The 17,118-nt window shown below is 67.5% G+C and carries 12 protein-coding genes; 9 read left to right on the forward strand and 3 right to left on the reverse strand.

Annotation, left to right across the window (positions count from 1 at the left end):
• Positions 1-11 precede the first annotated feature (11 nt).
• Entirely contained in the window at positions 12-968 is a 957-nt protein-coding gene (locus QEP15_RS13875; RefSeq protein WP_217617639.1) for a molecular chaperone DnaJ, read from the reverse strand.
• A gap of 153 nt (positions 969-1,121) precedes the next feature.
• Between QEP15_RS13875 and QEP15_RS13880 the strand changes: the two genes are divergently transcribed.
• The 7 genes from QEP15_RS13880 to QEP15_RS13910 all read left to right on the forward strand — a co-directional run bounded on the left by QEP15_RS13880 (position 1,122) and on the right by QEP15_RS13910 (position 12,983).
• Positions 1,122-2,309 carry an efflux RND transporter periplasmic adaptor subunit gene (locus QEP15_RS13880; RefSeq protein ID WP_280147575.1) on the forward strand — a complete coding sequence of 396 codons (1,188 nt, stop codon included), beginning with the start codon at positions 1,122-1,124 and terminating at the stop codon, positions 2,307-2,309.
• The gene (locus QEP15_RS13885; RefSeq protein ID WP_280147576.1) at positions 2,306-5,386 is read left to right on the forward strand and encodes a multidrug efflux RND transporter permease subunit; all 3,081 of its coding nucleotides are present in this window, start codon (positions 2,306-2,308) and stop codon (positions 5,384-5,386) included. Before QEP15_RS13880 ends, QEP15_RS13885 begins: the two co-directional genes overlap by 4 nt.
• Positions 5,383-8,448 carry an efflux RND transporter permease subunit gene (locus tag QEP15_RS13890; protein WP_280147577.1) on the forward strand — a complete coding sequence of 1,022 codons (3,066 nt, stop codon included), beginning with the start codon at positions 5,383-5,385 and terminating at the stop codon, positions 8,446-8,448. The genes QEP15_RS13885 and QEP15_RS13890 overlap by 4 nt, the downstream gene beginning before the upstream one ends.
• A 259-nt stretch (positions 8,449-8,707) precedes the next feature.
• Positions 8,708-10,267: an efflux transporter outer membrane subunit gene (locus QEP15_RS13895; RefSeq protein ID WP_253855370.1), complete on the forward strand. Its 1,560-nt coding sequence runs from the start codon at positions 8,708-8,710 to the stop codon at positions 10,265-10,267.
• Positions 10,260-11,423: an HlyD family secretion protein gene (locus QEP15_RS13900; RefSeq protein WP_226846050.1), complete on the forward strand. Its 1,164-nt coding sequence runs from the start codon at positions 10,260-10,262 to the stop codon at positions 11,421-11,423. The genes QEP15_RS13895 and QEP15_RS13900 overlap by 8 nt, the downstream gene beginning before the upstream one ends.
• A complete protein-coding gene (locus QEP15_RS13905) occupies positions 11,413-12,489 on the forward strand; it encodes a DUF2955 domain-containing protein (protein ID WP_280147578.1) in 1,077 nt (358 codons plus the stop codon). Before QEP15_RS13900 ends, QEP15_RS13905 begins: the two co-directional genes overlap by 11 nt.
• A gap of 11 nt (positions 12,490-12,500) precedes the next feature.
• Positions 12,501-12,983, forward strand: a complete 483-nt coding sequence (locus QEP15_RS13910; RefSeq protein ID WP_226846052.1) for a transporter suffix domain-containing protein — start codon at positions 12,501-12,503, stop codon at positions 12,981-12,983.
• A 1-nt stretch (position 12,984) separates the two neighbouring features.
• Here QEP15_RS13910 and QEP15_RS13915 read toward each other — a convergent pair whose 3' ends face one another.
• The gene (locus QEP15_RS13915) at positions 12,985-13,911 is read right to left on the reverse strand and encodes a LysR family transcriptional regulator (protein ID WP_152384600.1); all 927 of its coding nucleotides are present in this window, start codon (positions 13,909-13,911) and stop codon (positions 12,985-12,987) included.
• Positions 13,912-14,026: 115 nt separating this feature from the next.
• Here QEP15_RS13915 and QEP15_RS13920 point away from each other — a divergent pair, with 115 nt between their 5' ends.
• Positions 14,027-15,448 (forward strand): M20 family metallopeptidase, encoded by a 1,422-nt coding sequence (locus QEP15_RS13920; RefSeq protein ID WP_152384601.1) that lies wholly within the window; start codon positions 14,027-14,029, stop codon positions 15,446-15,448.
• A gap of 17 nt (positions 15,449-15,465) precedes the next feature.
• On the forward strand, positions 15,466-16,449 hold the full coding sequence (locus tag QEP15_RS13925) for a Bug family tripartite tricarboxylate transporter substrate binding protein (protein ID WP_152384602.1): 984 nt from the start codon (positions 15,466-15,468) through the stop codon (positions 16,447-16,449).
• A gap of 51 nt (positions 16,450-16,500) precedes the next feature.
• Here QEP15_RS13925 and QEP15_RS13930 read toward each other — a convergent pair whose 3' ends face one another.
• Positions 16,501-17,022: a lipid-binding SYLF domain-containing protein gene (locus tag QEP15_RS13930; RefSeq protein WP_227741241.1), complete on the reverse strand. Its 522-nt coding sequence runs from the start codon at positions 17,020-17,022 to the stop codon at positions 16,501-16,503.
• Between the last annotated feature and the right edge of the window lie 96 nt (positions 17,023-17,118).

A 17,118-nucleotide genomic window follows, 5' to 3' on the forward strand; every position in this document is an offset into this window, starting at 1 on the left:
GCACTATCGCTTCACGACCGGCCTTCGCGCCGCTCCATCGCGGCAACTTCACGCCGCATGGCCTTGAGCCAAGCCTTGAGCAGCGATTCGTCCGAGAACTGCATGACCTCGTGTTCAAGTTCCTGGATGTACTCCTGGATGTCTTTGATGTCGTCATCCAGCTCTTGCATCACCGTTTCCGGATCGAAGGTGGCGAACGGGTCCAGCTCATAACGCAGCGTGAAGCCTTCCTCGGCAAACTGAACCTGGGTAAGGATCTCGTCGAGCTGAGCGGCCAGCACCGCATTGGCCGCTTCCAGCTGATCGTCGGGGATGTCGGCGGCGGCCTGCACGGTGGCGCGCAGGTTGGGATCCTGGGCGGCCTGGGCCAGCCGCTCCCGCTCTGCCGCTTGCAATGCGTCCCAGGCGACGGCGTTCGTCACGGTCGGCATGCGGACCACGCGAGCGTATTCCAGCAGCTCTTCCGCGTCTTCGACTTCGTACTGATCCTGGATGACCTGCAGCAACTGCATGGGCGACATCGAGTCCAGGTCGGCAACGTCCAGGTCCAGCGCATCGGCCAGTTCTTGCCGCGCGCTTTCGGTCAGTTCGGCAAGATTGGCGTCGTAATCGGCCCCGCGGTGTTTCTTGTAGAGCGTCTTGAGCCGCGCGGTGTCGCAACCGGCCGGTAGCGCCGACTTGGCCGACAGCACCAGCAGTTCTTCCGAGAACTCCGTGACCAGTTCGGACACGAACTCGCGTTCGGCCTTGGACAGACCCATTTCCTTGTAGGCGTGGTCAAAGCACAGCACCAGCTTGTAGCGCAGCTGGTTGAGCTTGTCTTCGAGCGGCCGCAGCGTCTCGGTGTATTTGTGGTGGTAATCCGCCTCGATCGACTGCCATTGCGCCAGCCGGGCCCGTTCGGCCGCCAGTCGTTCCTGCAGGCGTTCGCATAATTCACGCGGACTTTCGAGGGATTTTTCGCTCATGGACCCACTCCTGTTGCAAACCGGGGTATTGAAAACAGCCGCCACTCTAAACGATACGCGCAAACCCTTCTTGAATATCGGCATCAATAACGCTAATCATTATTATTAATATAGAATCTCGGCTGTCCGCTATCCCCTTGCCTGGCAGCCCTGATGTCCCTGCGCTTCCTTGCGGGCCCCACCCCCTCACGCAAACGCCTGATCCTGATCGCGGCCGCCCTGGCGCTGGCCCTGCTGATTGGTGTGGCGCTCTGGCTGGCGGGCAACAAAGGCCCGGCCGCTCCGCCTCCCCCGAACTACGGGAAGCTCCCCGTCGCGGTGAGCGTCGCCGCTGCGCGCGTCGGTCCGCTGCAGCGCGACCTGCACGCGCTCGGCACCATCACGCCGCTGGCGCAGGTGACCGTGCGCAGCCAGGTCGACGGCGAACTGGTCAAGCTGCACTATCGGGAAGGCCAGACCGTCGCGCAGGGCCAGTTGCTGGCCGAGATCGACCCGCGTCCGTACCAGGCCGCGCTGGCGTCTGCCGAAGGCGAGCTGGCGCAGACGCAGGCGCTGCTGGATAACGCCGAAGCGGACCTGCGGCGCTACCGCAAGCTGGCGCGGCAGGAAGCCGTGGCCGGCCAGCAGCTCGATACCGCCGAGGCCCAGGTAAGGGCCTACGCCGCGCAGCGTCAACGGAACCTGGCGCAAGTCGCGGACGCCCAGCGCATGCTCGGCCACACGCGCATCCTGGCGACGCACGCCGGCCGCGTGGGATTGCGGCGCGTCGATGCCGGCAACCACGTGCGTGCAACGGACGCGGACGGATTGACCTCCGTGGTCCAGATGGCCCCCATCTCGGCCCTTTTCAGCATCTCGGAAACTCGCCTGGACATTCTGCGGCAGGCGCAGGCAAAGACACCCGTGCTGCGCGTGCAGGCCTGGGATGCCGACGAACGCCGGCTGCTTGCCGAAGGCACGCTCGAGGCGCTGGACAACCGCATCCAGGCCGCCAGCGGCACGGTGCGGCTGCGCGCCCGTTTCGACAATGCCGACGAATCGCTGTTTCCCAATCAGTTCGTGAACATCCGGCTGGCCGTGGTGCAGGAAGATGACGTGGTGACCATTCCGGCCGCGGCCGTGCAATACGGGTCGCAAGGCGCGTTCGTGTTCGTCATCGGCGACGACAACCGCGCCACCCGCCGGGTGCTGACGCTGGGCCCGGCAAACGCCGGCCGCATCGTGGTGCTGACGGGCCTGGCCGCGAACGAGCGCGTGGTCGTCGAAGGCGTGGACCGCCTGCACGACGGACGCGACGTGCAAATCGTCGACCCGCCCGGCCACGACGAGGAGTCCGCATGAGCCTGTCACGCCCCTTCATCCTGCGTCCGGTCGCGACGTCTTTCCTGATGATTGCCCTGCTGCTGTCGGGCATCCTGGCCTGGCGCCTGCTGCCCGTGGCCGCGTTGCCGCAGGTGGACTACCCGATCATCCAGGTGACCACTCAGTATCCGGGCGCCAGCCTCAATGTGACGGCGCGCGCGGTCACCGCGCCGCTGGAGCGGCGCTTTGGGCAGATACCGGGACTGAAGCAGATGTCGTCCACCAGCGGCAGCGGCATCTCGGTCATCACGTTGCAGTTCGCCCTTGACGTACCGCTGGGCGTGGCCGAACAGGAAGTGCAGGCCGCCATCAGCGCCAGCGATTCGCTGCTGCCGGGCGATCTGCCCACCCCGCCCGTGTACCGCAAGGTCAACCCCGCCGACGTGCCGATCCTGACGCTGGCCGTCACGTCGGATTCACTGCCCCTGCCCAAGGTCTACGATCTGGTGGACACCCGCATGACGCAACGGCTGTCGCAGTTGTCGGGCGTGGGCATGGTCAGCCTGGCCGGCGGACAGCGCCCCGCCGTGCGCGTGCAGGTCAATCCGATGGCGCTGGCCGCGCGCGGCCTGAAGCTGTCGGACGTGCAGGAAGCGATCGCCAAGGCCAATTCCAATCAGCCCAAGGGCAGCTTCGACGGCCCCGTGCGGTCCGTCATCATGGACGCCAATGACCAGTTGCAGAGCGCGCAGGAGTACCGCGACCTGATCGTCGCCTGGAAGAACGGCGCGCCGGTGCGGCTGGGCCAGATCGCGACGGTGGAGGACGGCGCCGAGGACCGCTACCTGGCGGCGTGGGTCGACAGGCAGCCCGCCGTGCTGGTGAACATCCATCGCCAGCCCGGCGCCAACGTCATAGCGGTGGCCGACCAGGTCAAGGCATTGCTGCCCCAATTGACCGCCAGCCTGCCCGCCGCCGTGGAGGTGCGCATCCTGACCGACCGCACCGAAAGCATCCGCGCGTCCGTGCGCGGCGTGCAATGGGAACTGGGCTTCGCGGTGGGGCTGGTGGTGCTGGTGACGTTCCTGTTCCTGCGCAACCTGCCGGCCACGCTGATCCCCAGCCTGGCCGTGCCGCTGTCGCTGATCGGCACCTTCGGATTCATGTATCTGGCCGGCTTTTCCACCAACAACCTCACGCTGATGGCGCTGACGATCGGCGCGGGCTTCGTGGTGGACGACGCCATCGTCATGCTGGAGAACATCGCACGCTACCGGGAACAGGGGCACAGCCCGATGGCGGCCGCGTTGAAGGGCGCCGGGCAGATCGGCTTCACGCTCGTTTCGCTGACGCTGTCGCTGATCGCGGTGCTGATCCCGCTGCTGTTCATGGAAGACGTGGTGGGCCGGCTGTTCCGCGAATTCGCCATCACGCTGGCCGTTGCCATCCTGATATCGCTGGCCGTATCGCTGACCCTCACGCCCATGATGTGCGCGCGGCTGCTGCCGCCGCACGCGCCGTCCAGGCCCGGACTGCTGGATCGCCTGCAGGCGCGCTATGCAGGCTGGCTGGACATGACGCTGCGTCATCAGCGGCTGACGCTGCTGGCGATGCTGGCGACCGTCGCGCTCACCGCGCTCTTGTATGTCGCGGTGCCGAAGGGCTTCTTCCCGGCGCAGGACGGCGGGGTGCTGCAAGGCGTGACGCAGTCGTCGCAAAGCACCTCGTTCGACGCGATGTCGCGCCGCCAGCAGGCGGTGGCGCAAAGCCTGCTCGCGGATCCCGACGTCGCCACACTGTCTTCCTTCATCGGCATCGACGGCATGAACGCCACGCTGAACACGGGGCGGCTTCTGATCAACCTGAAACCCTGGAACGACCGCACCGCCCCGCTGGCCGACATCATGGCGCGGCTGGACGCGCGGGCCCGCGACGTGCACGGCATCTCGCTCTACCTGCAACCCGTCCAGGAACTGAACATCGAGGATCGCGTCAGCCGAGGCCAGTATCAGTTCAGCCTGACCTCGCCGGATGGCGCGCTACTGTCGCGCTGGACCCGCGCGCTCATGGAGCGCCTGGCGCAAGCGCCCGAACTGGCCGACGTTTCGTCCGACCTGCAGGGCGACGGCCGCCAGGCCTATCTGGAGGTCTCGCGCGACGCCGCCGCGCGTCTGGGCCTCACGATGGACGATGTGGCGCAAGCCTTGTACAACGCATTCGGGCAGCGTCAGGTCGCCACGCTCTTTACGCAGTCGAACCAATATCGCGTCGTGCTGGAAGTTGACCGCAAGATGGCGGCCAGCCCCGAAGCGCTGGAACGCATTCATCTGCAAACAGATACCGGCCAGCCCATCCCCTTGTCGGCGCTGGCCACCGTCAGCGAGCGCGCCGTCCCGCTGGCGGTCAATCACCTGTCGCAGTTCCCCGCAGTGAACCTGTCCTTCAACCTGCCGCCCGGCGGGTCCCTGGGCCAGGCCATCGCCGCCATCGAGTCGGCGCGCCAGGAGACCGGCATGCCCGAGAGCGTCGAACTGCGGCTGCAGGGCGCAGCGTCCGCCTTTGAGGCGTCGCTGTCGAACACGTTGTGGCTGATGCTGGCCGCGGTGGTGACCATGTACCTGGTGCTGGGCATGCTGTACGAAAGCGCCATTCATCCCGTCACCATCCTGTCCACCCTGCCCTCGGCAACCGTAGGTGCGCTGCTGGCGCTGCTGCTGACCGGCCGGCCGCTGGACCTGATCGCGGTCATCGGCATCATCCTCTTGATCGGGTTGGTCAAGAAGAACGGCATCATGATGGTCGACTTTGCGCTGGAGGCCGAGCGCACGCGCGGCCTGGCGCCGCAGGCCGCCATCCGCGAGGCCGCGCTGCTGCGCCTGCGTCCCATCCTGATGACGACGCTGGCCGCGCTGTTTGGCGCGCTGCCGCTGATGCTGGCGACGGGTTTGGGCGCTGAATTGCGCCAGCCGCTGGGCTGGGTCATGGTTGGCGGACTGCTGGTCAGCCAGGTGCTGACGCTGTTCACCACGCCCGCCGTCTACCTGTTCTTTCACCGTCTGGGCCACCGGCGCGCTCAAACCGCGCCCGCGCCCAACGCCGAAGGCCCGGCGAAATGATCCGCGCGTTGCTGCACCGTCCGGTCGCCTGCATTTTCCTGGCGCTGGCGCTGACGCTGCTGGGCGCCGTGGCATGGCGGCTCTTGCCGGTGGCGCCGCTGCCGCAGGTCGACTTTCCGACCATCGAAGTGCGAGCCGACCTGCCCGGCGCCAGTCCCGAAAGCATGGCCAGCACGGTCGCGGCGCCGCTGGAGCGGGCGCTCGGCAGCATCGCCGGTGTCAGTTCCATGAGCTCGTCCAGCAATCAGGGCGCAACGCGCGTGCAATTGCAGTTCGACCTGGACCGCGACATCGACGAGGCCGCGCGCGACGTGCAGGCCGCAATCAACGCCGCGCGGGCCGAACTGCCCTCGGGCATGCCGGGCAATCCCAGCTACCGCAAGGTCAATCCGTCGCAGGCGCCCATCATGGCGCTGGCCCTCAGTTCCGCCACCCGGCCCGCGGGCCAGCTCTACGACCTGGGTTCCACCGTGCTGGCGCAAAAGCTATCGCAGATCAGCGGCGTGGGCGAAGTCACGATGGGTGGCAGCTCGCTGCCCGCCGTGCGGGTCCAGGTGAACCCCAACGCGCTGGCGCACTATGGCGTGGCACTGGACGACGTGCGCGAGGCCATCTCGAACGCGGCGCCGATGGGTCCGCAAGGCCAGCTGGATTCGACCGCGCGGCGCTGGGAGGTCGGCGCCCCCGAGCAGCCGCGCCGCGCCCAGGACTACGACAGCCTGATCGTGCGCTACCAGGACGGCGCGGTGATCCGGCTGTCGCAGGTGGCCCGCGTCAGCGATTCGGTCGAGAACCGCTACAGCAGCGGCTTTCACAATCGCAATCCGGCCGTGGTGCTGACCATCAGCCGCCAGCCCGGCTCGAACATCATCGAAACCATCGACGCCATCAACCAGGCGCTACCGGGCCTGCGCCAGCTGATGCCCGCCGACGTGGACCTGACGGTGGCGCTGGACCGCTCGCCCGGCATCAAGGCGACACTGCGCGAAGCCCACATCACCCTGGCGCTGGCCGCCGGACTGGTCATCCTGGTGGTGTGGCTGTTCCTGGGCAACGCGCGCGCCGCCGCAATTCCCAGCGTGGCCATTCCGGTCTGCCTGATCGCCACGTTTGCCGTCATGTACGCGTGGGGCTTTTCACTGAACAACCTGTCGCTGATGGCGCTGATCGTGGCGGCCGGCCTGGTCGTGGACGACGCCATCGTCGTGCTGGAGAACATCTCGCGCCACCTGGAGCGCGGGCTGACGCCGGTCAAGGCCGCCCTGCGTGGGGTGCGGGAAGTGGGATTCACCTTGGTGGCGATGACGGTCGCGCTGAGCGTGGTCTTCGTGTCGATCCTCTTCATGGGCGGGCTGGTGGAACGGCTGTTCCGCGAGTTCTCGATCACGCTGGTGGCCGCCACGGTGATTTCGCTGGTTGTCTCGGTAGCCATCATTCCGGCGCTATGCGCGCGGTGGCTGCGGCCCGTCAGCCCCGCCGCGGCCAAGCCATCGCGCATGCAGGCCGTATTTGCCCGCCTGCACGACTGGTATGGCGTGTCGCTGGCGCGCGTGCTTGGCCATGCACGCCTGACATTGCTGCTGCTGGCCGGCGTCGTGGGGCTGAACGTCTACCTGTACGTGCAGGCGCCCAAGGGCTTTTTGCCTGTACAGGACACGGGCCAGCTCATGGGCTTCGTGCGGGGCGACGACGGGTTTTCGTTCCAGGTGATGCAACCCAAGATCGACCAGTACCGGCAACTGGTCTTGAAGCACCCCGCTGTCGAGGACGTCATCGGCTACAACGGCGGCGGCCTGGGCATCAGCAATTCGCTGTTCCTGATCCGCTTGAAGCCTGCCGCCGAACGCAACGAGTCCTCGACCGAAGTCATCAACTGGATGCGCACCCACGCCCCTGCGGTGCCGGGCGGCATGTTCTTTCTGAACGTGGACCAGGACCTGCGCATGCCCGGCGGCTTCGGCAATTCCGGCGACCACGAGCTGGCCATCATGGCCAGCGACGTGCCCGCGCTGCGCGAATGGTCGCGCAAGATTTCCAAGGCCATGCAAGAGATCCCCGAGCTGCGCGACGTCGACGCCCAGGGCGACGGCGCCACGCAGCAGGTGGTGATTGACATCGACCGCAGCGCGGCGCAGCGGCTGGGCGTGGACATGGAGACCATCAGCAGTGTGCTGAGCAATTCGTTCAGCCAGCGCCAGGTCTCGACGCTGTACGACGCCATGAACCAGTACCGCGTCGTGCTGGAACTGGACCCCCGCTACACCGAGGATCCCGAGGTCCTGGAACGGGTGCACGTGGTGGCCGCTGACGGCAACCGCGTGCCGCTGACCGCGTTCGCCACCTACGACAATGGCCTGGTCAACGACCGCGTCTTTCACGACGGGCTGTTCGCCGCCGTGTGGGTCGGGTTTTCGCTGGCGCCCGGGGTATCGCTGGAACAAGGCCTGGCCGCCATCGACGCGGCCACGGCAAAGCTGATGGTGCCTTCGCACATCCAGACCCGGCTGGGCGGCGATGCGCGCAACTTCCAGCAGAGCCTGCAGGACCAGCCCTGGCTGATCCTGGGCGTCTTGGTCGCCATCTATCTGGTGCTGGGCATCCTGTATGAAAGCCCGCTGCATCCGCTGACGATCCTGTCCACGCTGCCCTCGGCCGGCGTCGGCGCCCTGCTGGCGTTGCGGCTGGCGGGCATCGAGTTCACCCTCATTGCGCTGCTGGGGCTGTTCCTTCTGGTGGGCATTGTCATGAAGAACGCCATCCTGATGATCGACTTCGCCCTCAGCCTGGAGCGGCGCGAAAACCTGACGCCCGAACAGGCCATCCACCGCGCCGCCATGCTGCGCTTGCGGCCCATCGTCATGACCAATCTGGCGGGCCTGCTGGGCGCCCTGCCCCTGGTGCTGGGCATGGGCGAAGGGTCGGAACTGCGCCGCCCGCTCGGCGTGGCGATCGTCGGCGGACTGATGATCAGCCAGTTCCTGACGCTGTACACCACCCCGATCGTCTACCTGGCGCTGGAACGCCTGCGCGGGCTGGCCTGGGGAAAGCGCCGCACGGCCTGACCGCGCATCCTGCAGGCCCGCCATCTTCCCGCTAGCCGGAAAATAAAAAGCTCAATAGAATCGTTTGGCACGCTGACGAAAGCCGCCTGATCCGGCCCCGGTGCACATTTGCGCCCCTGGAATGCGGCTTTCCGCCGGCGATGCCGGCGCGCACGCCTGACTGAGCGTCGCTGCCGGGCTTTCCGGCGTTCGCGGTGCGGGGCCCCAAAAGCGCCGACACCGGAACTCGCAGTTTGGTCTCTGACAGACATGGTGCCCAATGTGGCCGATGACTTGTTCGAATGGACTGCTGCTGATGGGCATGCTCAGCCTCGGCGGATGCGTGCAGGTGGGGCCCGACTTTGCGCCGCAGCGCGTCGACTGGTCCAGTCAGTGGGACACGCCGGCGCTGCGGCAGGCCACCGAATCCGGCACCCAGCCGGATGCGCGGCAATGGTGGCGCATTTTCAACGACCCCGTTCTTGAATCCCTGATTGCCCAAGCGGACGCGAACAATCCGGGCGTGCAGGTGGCCGGCCTGCAGATCATGGAAGCGCGCGCCCAGCTGGGCATCGCGCGCAGCGGCCTGTTTCCGCAGTCCCAGGTTGTGGGCGCGGACGCGCTGTACCAGCATCGCGCGTCGCGCTCGGCCGAGGGCAATCCCCGCCCAAGCAGTTTCTGGCAATACAGCGCGGGCTTCAACATCGGCTGGGAGCTGGATTTCTGGGGCCGGTTTTCCCGCGCCATCGAGTCCGCCGACGCGGCCTACTTCGCCGCCGAAGCCAATCGCGAAGACGTGCTGGTGCTGCTGCACGCGCAGGTCGCCGAAAGCTATTACGCGCTGCGCACGGCCGAGGCGCGGCTGCGCATTGCCCGCGACAATGCGGCGATCCAGAAGCGCAGCTACGAGATCACCGAACGCCTGTTCAAAAGCGGCGAGACCGACGAACTGGACCTGCAGCAGGCCCGCACGCAATACCTGGGCACGCTCAGCACCATCCCGGAATTCGAAAGCCAGATCGCGCGCACGCGCAATGCGCTGGCGGTGCTGGTCGGCAAGCCTCCTGGTCCGATGCCCGAATTGCCCGACCTGGCATCCAAAGAGGCCGTGATTCCGCTGATCGACAAAGCTGTCCTGCAGGACGTGCCCGCAAACCTGCTGCTGCGGCGCCCGGACATCCGCGCCGCCGAACTGCGTATCGCGGCGCAGTCCGCGCAGGTGGGGGTGGCCAAGGCGGAGCTCTACCCCTCGCTGACGCTGCTGGGGAGCATTGTCTGGACCGCCACGTCGCTGGCCGGCACGTCGGGCGGCGCGGCGCTGCTTGCCGGTCCCAGCCTGAACTGGAACGTGTTCGACCACGGCCGGATCACCAACACGGTGCGCCTGCAGGACGCGCGCCTCCAGCAGCTTATCGTCATCTACCAGGACGCCGTGCGTCAGGCGGCGCGCGAAGCCGACGACGCGGCCACGGGGCTCATCAAGGCGCTGGAGCGGGACGGCATTCTTTATGACTCGGCGCTTGCGGCCAAGCGTTCGCTGACGCTGGCCAATGCGCTGTACCGCGAGGGATATTCCGATTTCCAGCGGGTACTGGACGCCCAGCGCGCGCTGGCGACCCAGCAGGACACCTATCTGGTGAACCGGGGCAACGCCGTGAGCGACCTGATCGCGCTGTACAAGGCGGTGGGCGGCGGCTGGTATAGCGGCCAGCCGGTGATCGATCCAGCCACACGGGACCAGATGCAGCAACGCACCAATTGGGGCGACCTGCTGACCGAAGCCGGGCGCCCCGCCCCGGCCTCCGCGATTTCCAAGACCACGAGGCGATCCGATGACTAGTCCCCGGTCCGCGCCGCCATCGGGCAGCCCAGCCAGCCCCGCGCCCGCAGCCAGTCCCCCGCCGCCCGCCGCGCCGCCGCCCGCGCCGGATCCCGCCCGCAAAGGTATCCGGTGGGTCGTCGTGGTGATCGTCCTCAGCCTGGTCTGGTATCTGCTGGCGGACCGCTATACGCCCTACACGCAGCAGGCGCGGGTGGAGGCCTTCGTGGTCCCGGTGGCGTCCGAAGTGGCGGGCCGGGTGACCCAGGTTCGCGTGCGCAACAACCAGGACGTCCCGGCGGGCGCCGTGCTGTTCGACGTCGACGCCGAGCAGTACCGCATCGCCTTGGACCGTGCGCGGGCCGACCTGGACGCCACGCGCCGCCAGATCGGCGCCAGCACCGCCGGCATCGATTCGGCGCAAGCGTCATTGCGCGCGGCGCAAGCCAACGAGGTCCGCGCGCGCCAGGACAGCACCCGCCTCGAGCGCCTGTACAGCGACGACCGGGGCACGGTCTCGCTGCGCCGCCTGGAGATCGCGCGGGCCAACCTGGCGCAGGCGGTCAGCCAGGTTGCGGCCGCGCGCGCCGAGGTGCAGCGGGCGCGCGAGCAGGAAGGCGGCAGCGAAGAAGACAACGCCAAGCTGCGCAGTGCCGCCGCCGCCGTCGCAAAGGCCGAGCTGGACCTTGCCAACACGCAGGTGCGCGCGCCCGCGGCCGGCCTGGTCACAGACCTGCGCACCGATGTGGGCCAGTTCGCGGCGGCGGGCAAGCCCGTCATGACGCTCATCGCCATCCATGACGTGTGGATCAACGCGGAAATGACCGAGAACAATCTGGGACACGTCGACCCCGGCACGCCGGTGGCGATCATCCTGGACGCGCTGCCCGGCCGGATCTTCGAGGGCCGGGTGCGCAGCGTGGGCTATGGCGTAAGCGTCGGCACGCCCACGCAGCCCGGCAGCCTGCCCACGGTGCAGAACAGCCGCGACTGGCTGCGTCCGGCGCAGCGCTTCCCAGTGGCCATCGACCTCGATCCCGGGCAGCTCCCCTCCCTGCGCGGCATTCGCGTGGGCGGACAGGCGGAAGTGATGGCATTTCCCCAGCCGGGCAATCCGCTCAATCCGCTGGGGCGCCTGTATTTGCGGCTGATGAGCTGGCTTTCCTATGCGTACTGACGACCGCCCCGCTCCCCGCGACCCGCGCGGCCAGCGCGCCCTGCGACTGGGCGTCGGGACGGCGCTGTGCCTGGCGATCAGTTTCGGGCTGCACATGCCGATCCCGATGGTCGCGCCCGTGCTGGGCGTCTTCCTGCTGGCGCAGATGAACCGGCCGCTGTCCCTGAAGGCCGGCGTGGGCCTGGCGCTGGTGGCGGCGTTCACCACGGGCACGGGCCTCGTGCTCATCCCGTTGCTGCGCTATTACCCGGCCGCCGGCGTCCTGATCGTCGGCCTGTGCCTGTTCCTCGCGTTCCGTCATGGGCTGCGCGGGGGCAACAACCTGGTGTCGACGTTTCTCATCATCGGCCTGACCATGATTTCGGCGGCGGGCACCTTCGACTTCGGTCTGGCCGTGACGGTGATCGAGGCGCTGGTCAAAGGCCTGCTGCTCGCGGCGCTGATGCTGGGCGTCTGCCACGCGCTGTTCCCGGATCCGCCTGGCCTTCCGGCTCCGCCGCCCCCGCCCGTGCTATCTGCGGGCGAGGCCAACCGCATGGCCCTGCGCGCGGCGCTGGTGGTGCTGCCGGCTTTCCTGTTGGCAATGACCGATCCGCTGGGGTACATGCCCATCATCCTGAAGGCGGTCAGCTTGGGAAGGCAGAGCTGCGTCACGGCAGCGCACGGAGCGGCGCGCGAAATACTCGGTTCCACCCTGCTGGCCGGCGTGCTGGCCGTGGCGTTCTGGCTCGGACTCAGGCCGTTTCCCAGCCTGTGGATGTACTTCCTTTGGATGCTGCTGTTCGCGCTGGTGATCGCCCGCAAGCTGTATCGGCTGAGCCCCACGCCGCACGCCCCGAGCTTCTGGTTGAACACCCTGATCACGCTCATCATCCTGCTTGGCCAGTCGGTCCAGGACAGCATTGCGGGCAATGATGTCTACACGGCCTTCGCCATTCGCATGGGTCTGTTCATCGCGGTCACGCTGTATGCGTGCCTGATGCTGCAGTTGCTTGAACCCCGGCCGCGCGGACCGGGCTTTTCCGCACGCCATCCGTTCTCACGCCTTAAAAGGAGTCCGCCATGAGTGTCCAAGACATGCCTACCCCCCCTGCGCCAGCGATGGGCTGGCGCTTCAAGTGCGGAATCGCCCTCTTCATCCTGGCTTTCGCGCTCTGGTTCCTTATCCCGATTGGCGCCGTGATGGACATCCCGGGATCACGCATCGCGGCGCTGACGGGCGCCATCTTCATCGCCAACAAGGTGCTGCTCATCACTTGCATCGCCGTCATGGGCAAAGAGGGATTCCAGCAGCTCAAGGCCATCATCGGCGGTCACGCGAAGAAACTGGCGCCCGTGCAGAAGGTGGGGCCGGTGCGCCATGCGATCGGCATGGTGATGTTCATCCTGCCGCTGCTGACCTCGATGCTCGAGCCTTATGTCGACCAGATCTGGCCCGGCCTGCGCCCCCGGATATGGCAGGCGCAGCTGCTGGGCGACGTCATGCTGGTGGCCAGCTTCTTCGTTCTGGGCGGCGATTTCTGGAACAAGCTGCGGGCGTTGTTCGTGCGGTCGGTCTAGCTCACGCGTCGCCCTTGTCCGCATCCGGCGCGCGGGGCGTGGCGGTGAGCCGCTGCGCCATGAAATCCAGGAACTCCTTGGCCAGCGGCGGCAAGGTGCGCCCCTGCAGCGTCACCGCCTGAATGCTGCGCTGGCGCATCTCGGGGTTGCTGAAGGGCACCGCGGCCAGCGCGGCCCCCTGCGGGTCGCCCATCAGCGTCAGGTAGCCCGTCAGCGCCACGATGCGGCTGCCCGGCAGCATGGGCAGGAAGGCCGCCGAATTGTTCGATACGTAGGCCGGCTCGATGTGCAGCCCGGCGTTGGCGCAGGCGTTGTCGAATAACTGCCGGACGGTCGTGCCGGTATCGCCCACCGACACCGGCACCTCCGCCAGGTCACGAAGGCTGACCGTGCGGCGGCTGGCAAGCGGATGCCGCCGGCACATCACCGCGTACACCGGTGCCCGGGTCAGCAGCTCGGTCTTGAGTCGATCGTCCTGTGCCACCGTGTAGTGCAGCGCGATCTGGGACAGTCCCTCCAGAATCCGGCGAATCACCTCTTCCGGCCGATCCACCTGCAGATGAAAGCGCGCCTCGGGCCGCATCTGCTTGAAGTCCGCCATGCACATCGGCATGAAACGGTGCGCGAAGCCCTCGCTGCAGGCCAGCCGGATGGTGACGTCGCCCAGCGCACTGCGCCGCCGGATCTCGGTGGTGACGCGTTCGGCCTCCAGGGCGGCGGCCCGGGCGTAGGCGGCCAGTTGCAAGCCTGCCTCGCTGAGCTCCATGCCGCGCGCCTGGCGCTCGAACAGCACAATGCCCAAGCTGTCCTCCAGCTTGGCGATCTGCCGGCTCACGGCGGACGCCGCCACGTGCAGGGCCGCCGCCGCGCCCGCGATCGATCCGCAGCGCGCGACTTCCAGGAAATATCTGAGGCCTAGGGAAATCATGGCGGGCTCCCGAAGACATGCCATTTAAGCAACGCAAAAGTGCGAAATATCTAATTGTGGCACGTTAAGAAGCGCAATAAATTTGTGCTTCCAACCCCCCGCACCGAGAACCGCCATGACCCGCGAACAAGCCATTCTCCACGCCGTACAAGCGTATGACAGCGGCGTCCTTCTGGACACCCTGGCGCGCCGGGTCGCATTTGCGACCGAAAGCGAAGTGCCCACGCAGGCCGCGGCGCAGCATGCCTACCTGAAGGACGAACTGGTTCCGCGCCTGTCGGCGCTGGGCTTTTCCTGTGCGGTGCACGCAAATCCGGCCGGGGTGGACCTGCCGATCCTGGTGGCGCGCCGCATCGAAGCGGCCGAATTGCCCACGGTCCTCATGTATGGCCACGGCGACGTGGTGCGGGGCAACGCCGCCAAATGGGAATCCGGCCGCGACCCCTGGCAGCTCAAGGTCGAAGGCGACCGCTGGTACGGGCGCGGCACGGCCGACAACAAGGGTCAGCATTCGATCAACCTTGAAGCGCTGTCCCGCGTCATTGATGCGCGCGGCGGCGCGCTCGGTTTCAATACCATCTGGCTCATCGAAACCGGCGAGGAAGCCGGCTCGCCGGGCCTGTCCGACTTCTGTAAGACGCACCGCAATCTCCTGGCCGCCGACGTCTTCATCGCCAGCGACGGACCGCGCCTGAACGCCGCCCGGCCCACGCTGTTCATGGGCTCGCGCGGCGCGATCAATTTCGAACTCAGGGTGCGGTCACGCGATCGCGGCTACCACTCCGGCAACTGGGGCGGACTGCTCGCCAATCCGGCCATCCGCCTGTCGCACGCCATCAGCTCGCTCGTGGACGCCAACGGCCGCATCGCCGTCCCCGGGCTGCGTCCCCCACCCATCCCCGACGCGGTCGCCCAGGCGCTGGCCGACCTGGAGGTCGGTGGCGGCGAAGACGATCCGGCCATCAACACGTGGTGGGGCGAACCCGGCCTGACCTCGCCTGAAAAGGTGTTTGGCTGGAACAGCCTGGACGTGTTGACCTTCGGCGCGGGCGACCCGGCCAAGCCCGTGAACGCCATTCCCCCCGAAGCCGCGGCCTGGTGCCAGTTGCGCTTCGTGGTGGGCACCGACTGGCGCGGCCTGCAGGATCACGTGGTCGATCATCTGCGCGCGCGCGGGCTTGACGACGTGGACGTGCGCATCGGCATGCAGGCCGGGGCAACGCGCCTGTCGCCAGACACCCCGTGGGTACGCTGGGCCGCCGCCTCGCTGGAACACACCACCGGCAAGCGCCCGGCGCTCCTGCCCAACCTGGGCGGCTCCCTGCCCAACGACATCTTTGCCGACCAGCTTGGCCTGCCCACCCTGTGGGTCCCGCACTCCTACCCCGCCTGCGCGCAGCACGCGCCCAACGAGCATCTGCTGGGCAGCGTCGCCCGGGAAGGCCTGGCCATCATGGCCGGCCTGTTCTGGGACCTGGGAACCCAGGGCGCCGACGTCCTCGAACAAGCCTGCGCCCAATCGTCCACTTACGCCTGACCCCACCGAGCCCCGCCATGACCGCCAGATTTCGCACCGCCCTGTTGGCGTTGACGCTTGCCGCCACCGCCGCCCACGCCCAAGACGCCCACGCGGCCTATCCGGACCAGGCCATCAAGATCGTTGTCCCCTTCACACCGGGCGGCGCCACCGATGCAGTGGCGCGCCTGCTTGCCACCAAGCTGTCGGGAAAGTTCGGCCAGCCCGTCATTGTTGAAAACCGCCCCGGCGCCTCGACGCTCATCGGCGCCGAAGCGGTCGCCCGCGCCAAGCCCGACGGCTACACGCTGATGCTGTCGGGCAGCACAACCTACAGCGTCCTGCCGGCACTCAAGCCCGCATTGCCCTACGATCCCGTGCGCAGCTTCGAGCACGTGGGCATCGTCGCGATGGCGCCCGTCGTGCTGCTGGCGCAGAATTCGCTGCCCGCGGCCACGCCTCACGAGGCGGCCGAACTCGCGCGCCAGGAGACTGCCAAGGGCGGCCTGATGTACGGCACGTTCGGACCGGGATCCGCCCCCCACCTGACGGGCGAAATGTTCGCCCAGGCAGCCGGCGCCAAAATGGTGCCGGTTCCCTACAAGGGAAGCGCGCAGCTCATCACCGCGCTGATCGGCGGCGAGATCGCCCTGGCCGTGGACACGGTGTCGGCGTCGGCGGCCCAGGCGCGCGCCGGCAAGGTCCGCGCGCTGGCCGTCACCGGCGATCAGCGCATGCCGCAATTGCCGGACGTGCCGACCTTCGCGGAAGCCGGCATGGCGGATGTGTCGTTCGTGGGCTGGTACGGCCTGGTCGCGCCGGCCCAGACGCCATCCACCGTCATGCACACGCTGAACCGGGCCATGACGGAAATCATGCACGACGAACAAGTGCGCAAGAGCGTATCGGACCTGTCGCTCAATCCCGTCTTCCTGCCCGGCCAGGCCTTCAGGGACCAGATCACGATCGAGATCGCCAGATTCAGCGCCGTCGCCCAGCGTGCAGGCATTACGCTTGAGTGACCGCAACACGGGACGCCCACCGGCGTCCCGCCTGCTTTGCGTGCCGCGTCATCAATCCGGCACCATGCTGCTGATCTTGGATCCTTCCAGCCCCATCCCCGCCATCAGGCCCTGCTCGCCAAACGGCACCGCGTACACGTCCTGCGTCAGGGTCGTGGTCGAGATGCTGGCAGCATAGCCCTGGTCGACCACGACCAGGCTCGGGCCCGCGCCCAGCGCCCAGCCGTCGCTCTGATTCAGATACGCCAGCGCGGGCTCGTTCATGAAGAACAGCGCGTACGAGAACTGTTGCGCGCCCGCCTGCAGTCCGAACGACAGCGCCGAGATCGAATAAAAGCCCTCGACCTGACCGCGCCGGATCAAGGCGCCCGAGCCGCGCTCGCCACCCACCAGGAAACCGCCCTTGATGATGTTGGGAAACACCAGCACCGCAACGGCCTTGTCGCCCAGTTGGCGGATGCGTGGGTCCTGCGTGTAAAGCTGCTCTAGCGCCGCCGTTGCGTCGGCGCTTATCTCCGCCGCCGACGCCGCCCGCGCGGACGGCGCGACGCTGATCAGGGCGGAAAAAGACAAAAGGCTGGCACAAAGCCAGCCAACGAATTTCACAGGCAACACGGACGCTCGGTTCATACGGCCTCCCCGGTTAGACAGGGCGAGCGCCCGATGCGC

The sequence above is a fragment of the Achromobacter mucicolens genome (genome assembly GCF_029866465.1).
Taxonomy (GTDB): Bacteria; Pseudomonadota; Gammaproteobacteria; order Burkholderiales; family Burkholderiaceae_B; genus Achromobacter; species Achromobacter mucicolens.

Bases quoted from the DNA above. Each gene is read 5' to 3' on its own strand.
- QEP15_RS13875 (WP_217617639.1), bottom strand. From the start codon at position 968: ATGAGCGAAAAATCCCTCGAAAGTCCGCGTGAATTATGCGAACGCCTG.
- QEP15_RS13880 (WP_280147575.1), top strand. From the start codon at position 1,122: ATGTCCCTGCGCTTCCTTGCGGGCCCCACCCCCTCACGCAAACGCCTG.
- QEP15_RS13885 (WP_280147576.1), top strand. From the start codon at position 2,306: ATGAGCCTGTCACGCCCCTTCATCCTGCGTCCGGTCGCGACGTCTTTC.
- QEP15_RS13890 (WP_280147577.1), top strand. From the start codon at position 5,383: ATGATCCGCGCGTTGCTGCACCGTCCGGTCGCCTGCATTTTCCTGGCG.
- QEP15_RS13895 (WP_253855370.1), top strand. From the start codon at position 8,708: ATGTGGCCGATGACTTGTTCGAATGGACTGCTGCTGATGGGCATGCTC.
- QEP15_RS13900 (WP_226846050.1), top strand. From the start codon at position 10,260: ATGACTAGTCCCCGGTCCGCGCCGCCATCGGGCAGCCCAGCCAGCCCC.
- QEP15_RS13905 (WP_280147578.1), top strand. From the start codon at position 11,413: ATGCGTACTGACGACCGCCCCGCTCCCCGCGACCCGCGCGGCCAGCGC.
- QEP15_RS13910 (WP_226846052.1), top strand. From the start codon at position 12,501: ATGCCTACCCCCCCTGCGCCAGCGATGGGCTGGCGCTTCAAGTGCGGA.
- QEP15_RS13915 (WP_152384600.1), bottom strand. From the start codon at position 13,911: ATGATTTCCCTAGGCCTCAGATATTTCCTGGAAGTCGCGCGCTGCGGA.
- QEP15_RS13920 (WP_152384601.1), top strand. From the start codon at position 14,027: ATGACCCGCGAACAAGCCATTCTCCACGCCGTACAAGCGTATGACAGC.
- QEP15_RS13925 (WP_152384602.1), top strand. From the start codon at position 15,466: ATGACCGCCAGATTTCGCACCGCCCTGTTGGCGTTGACGCTTGCCGCC.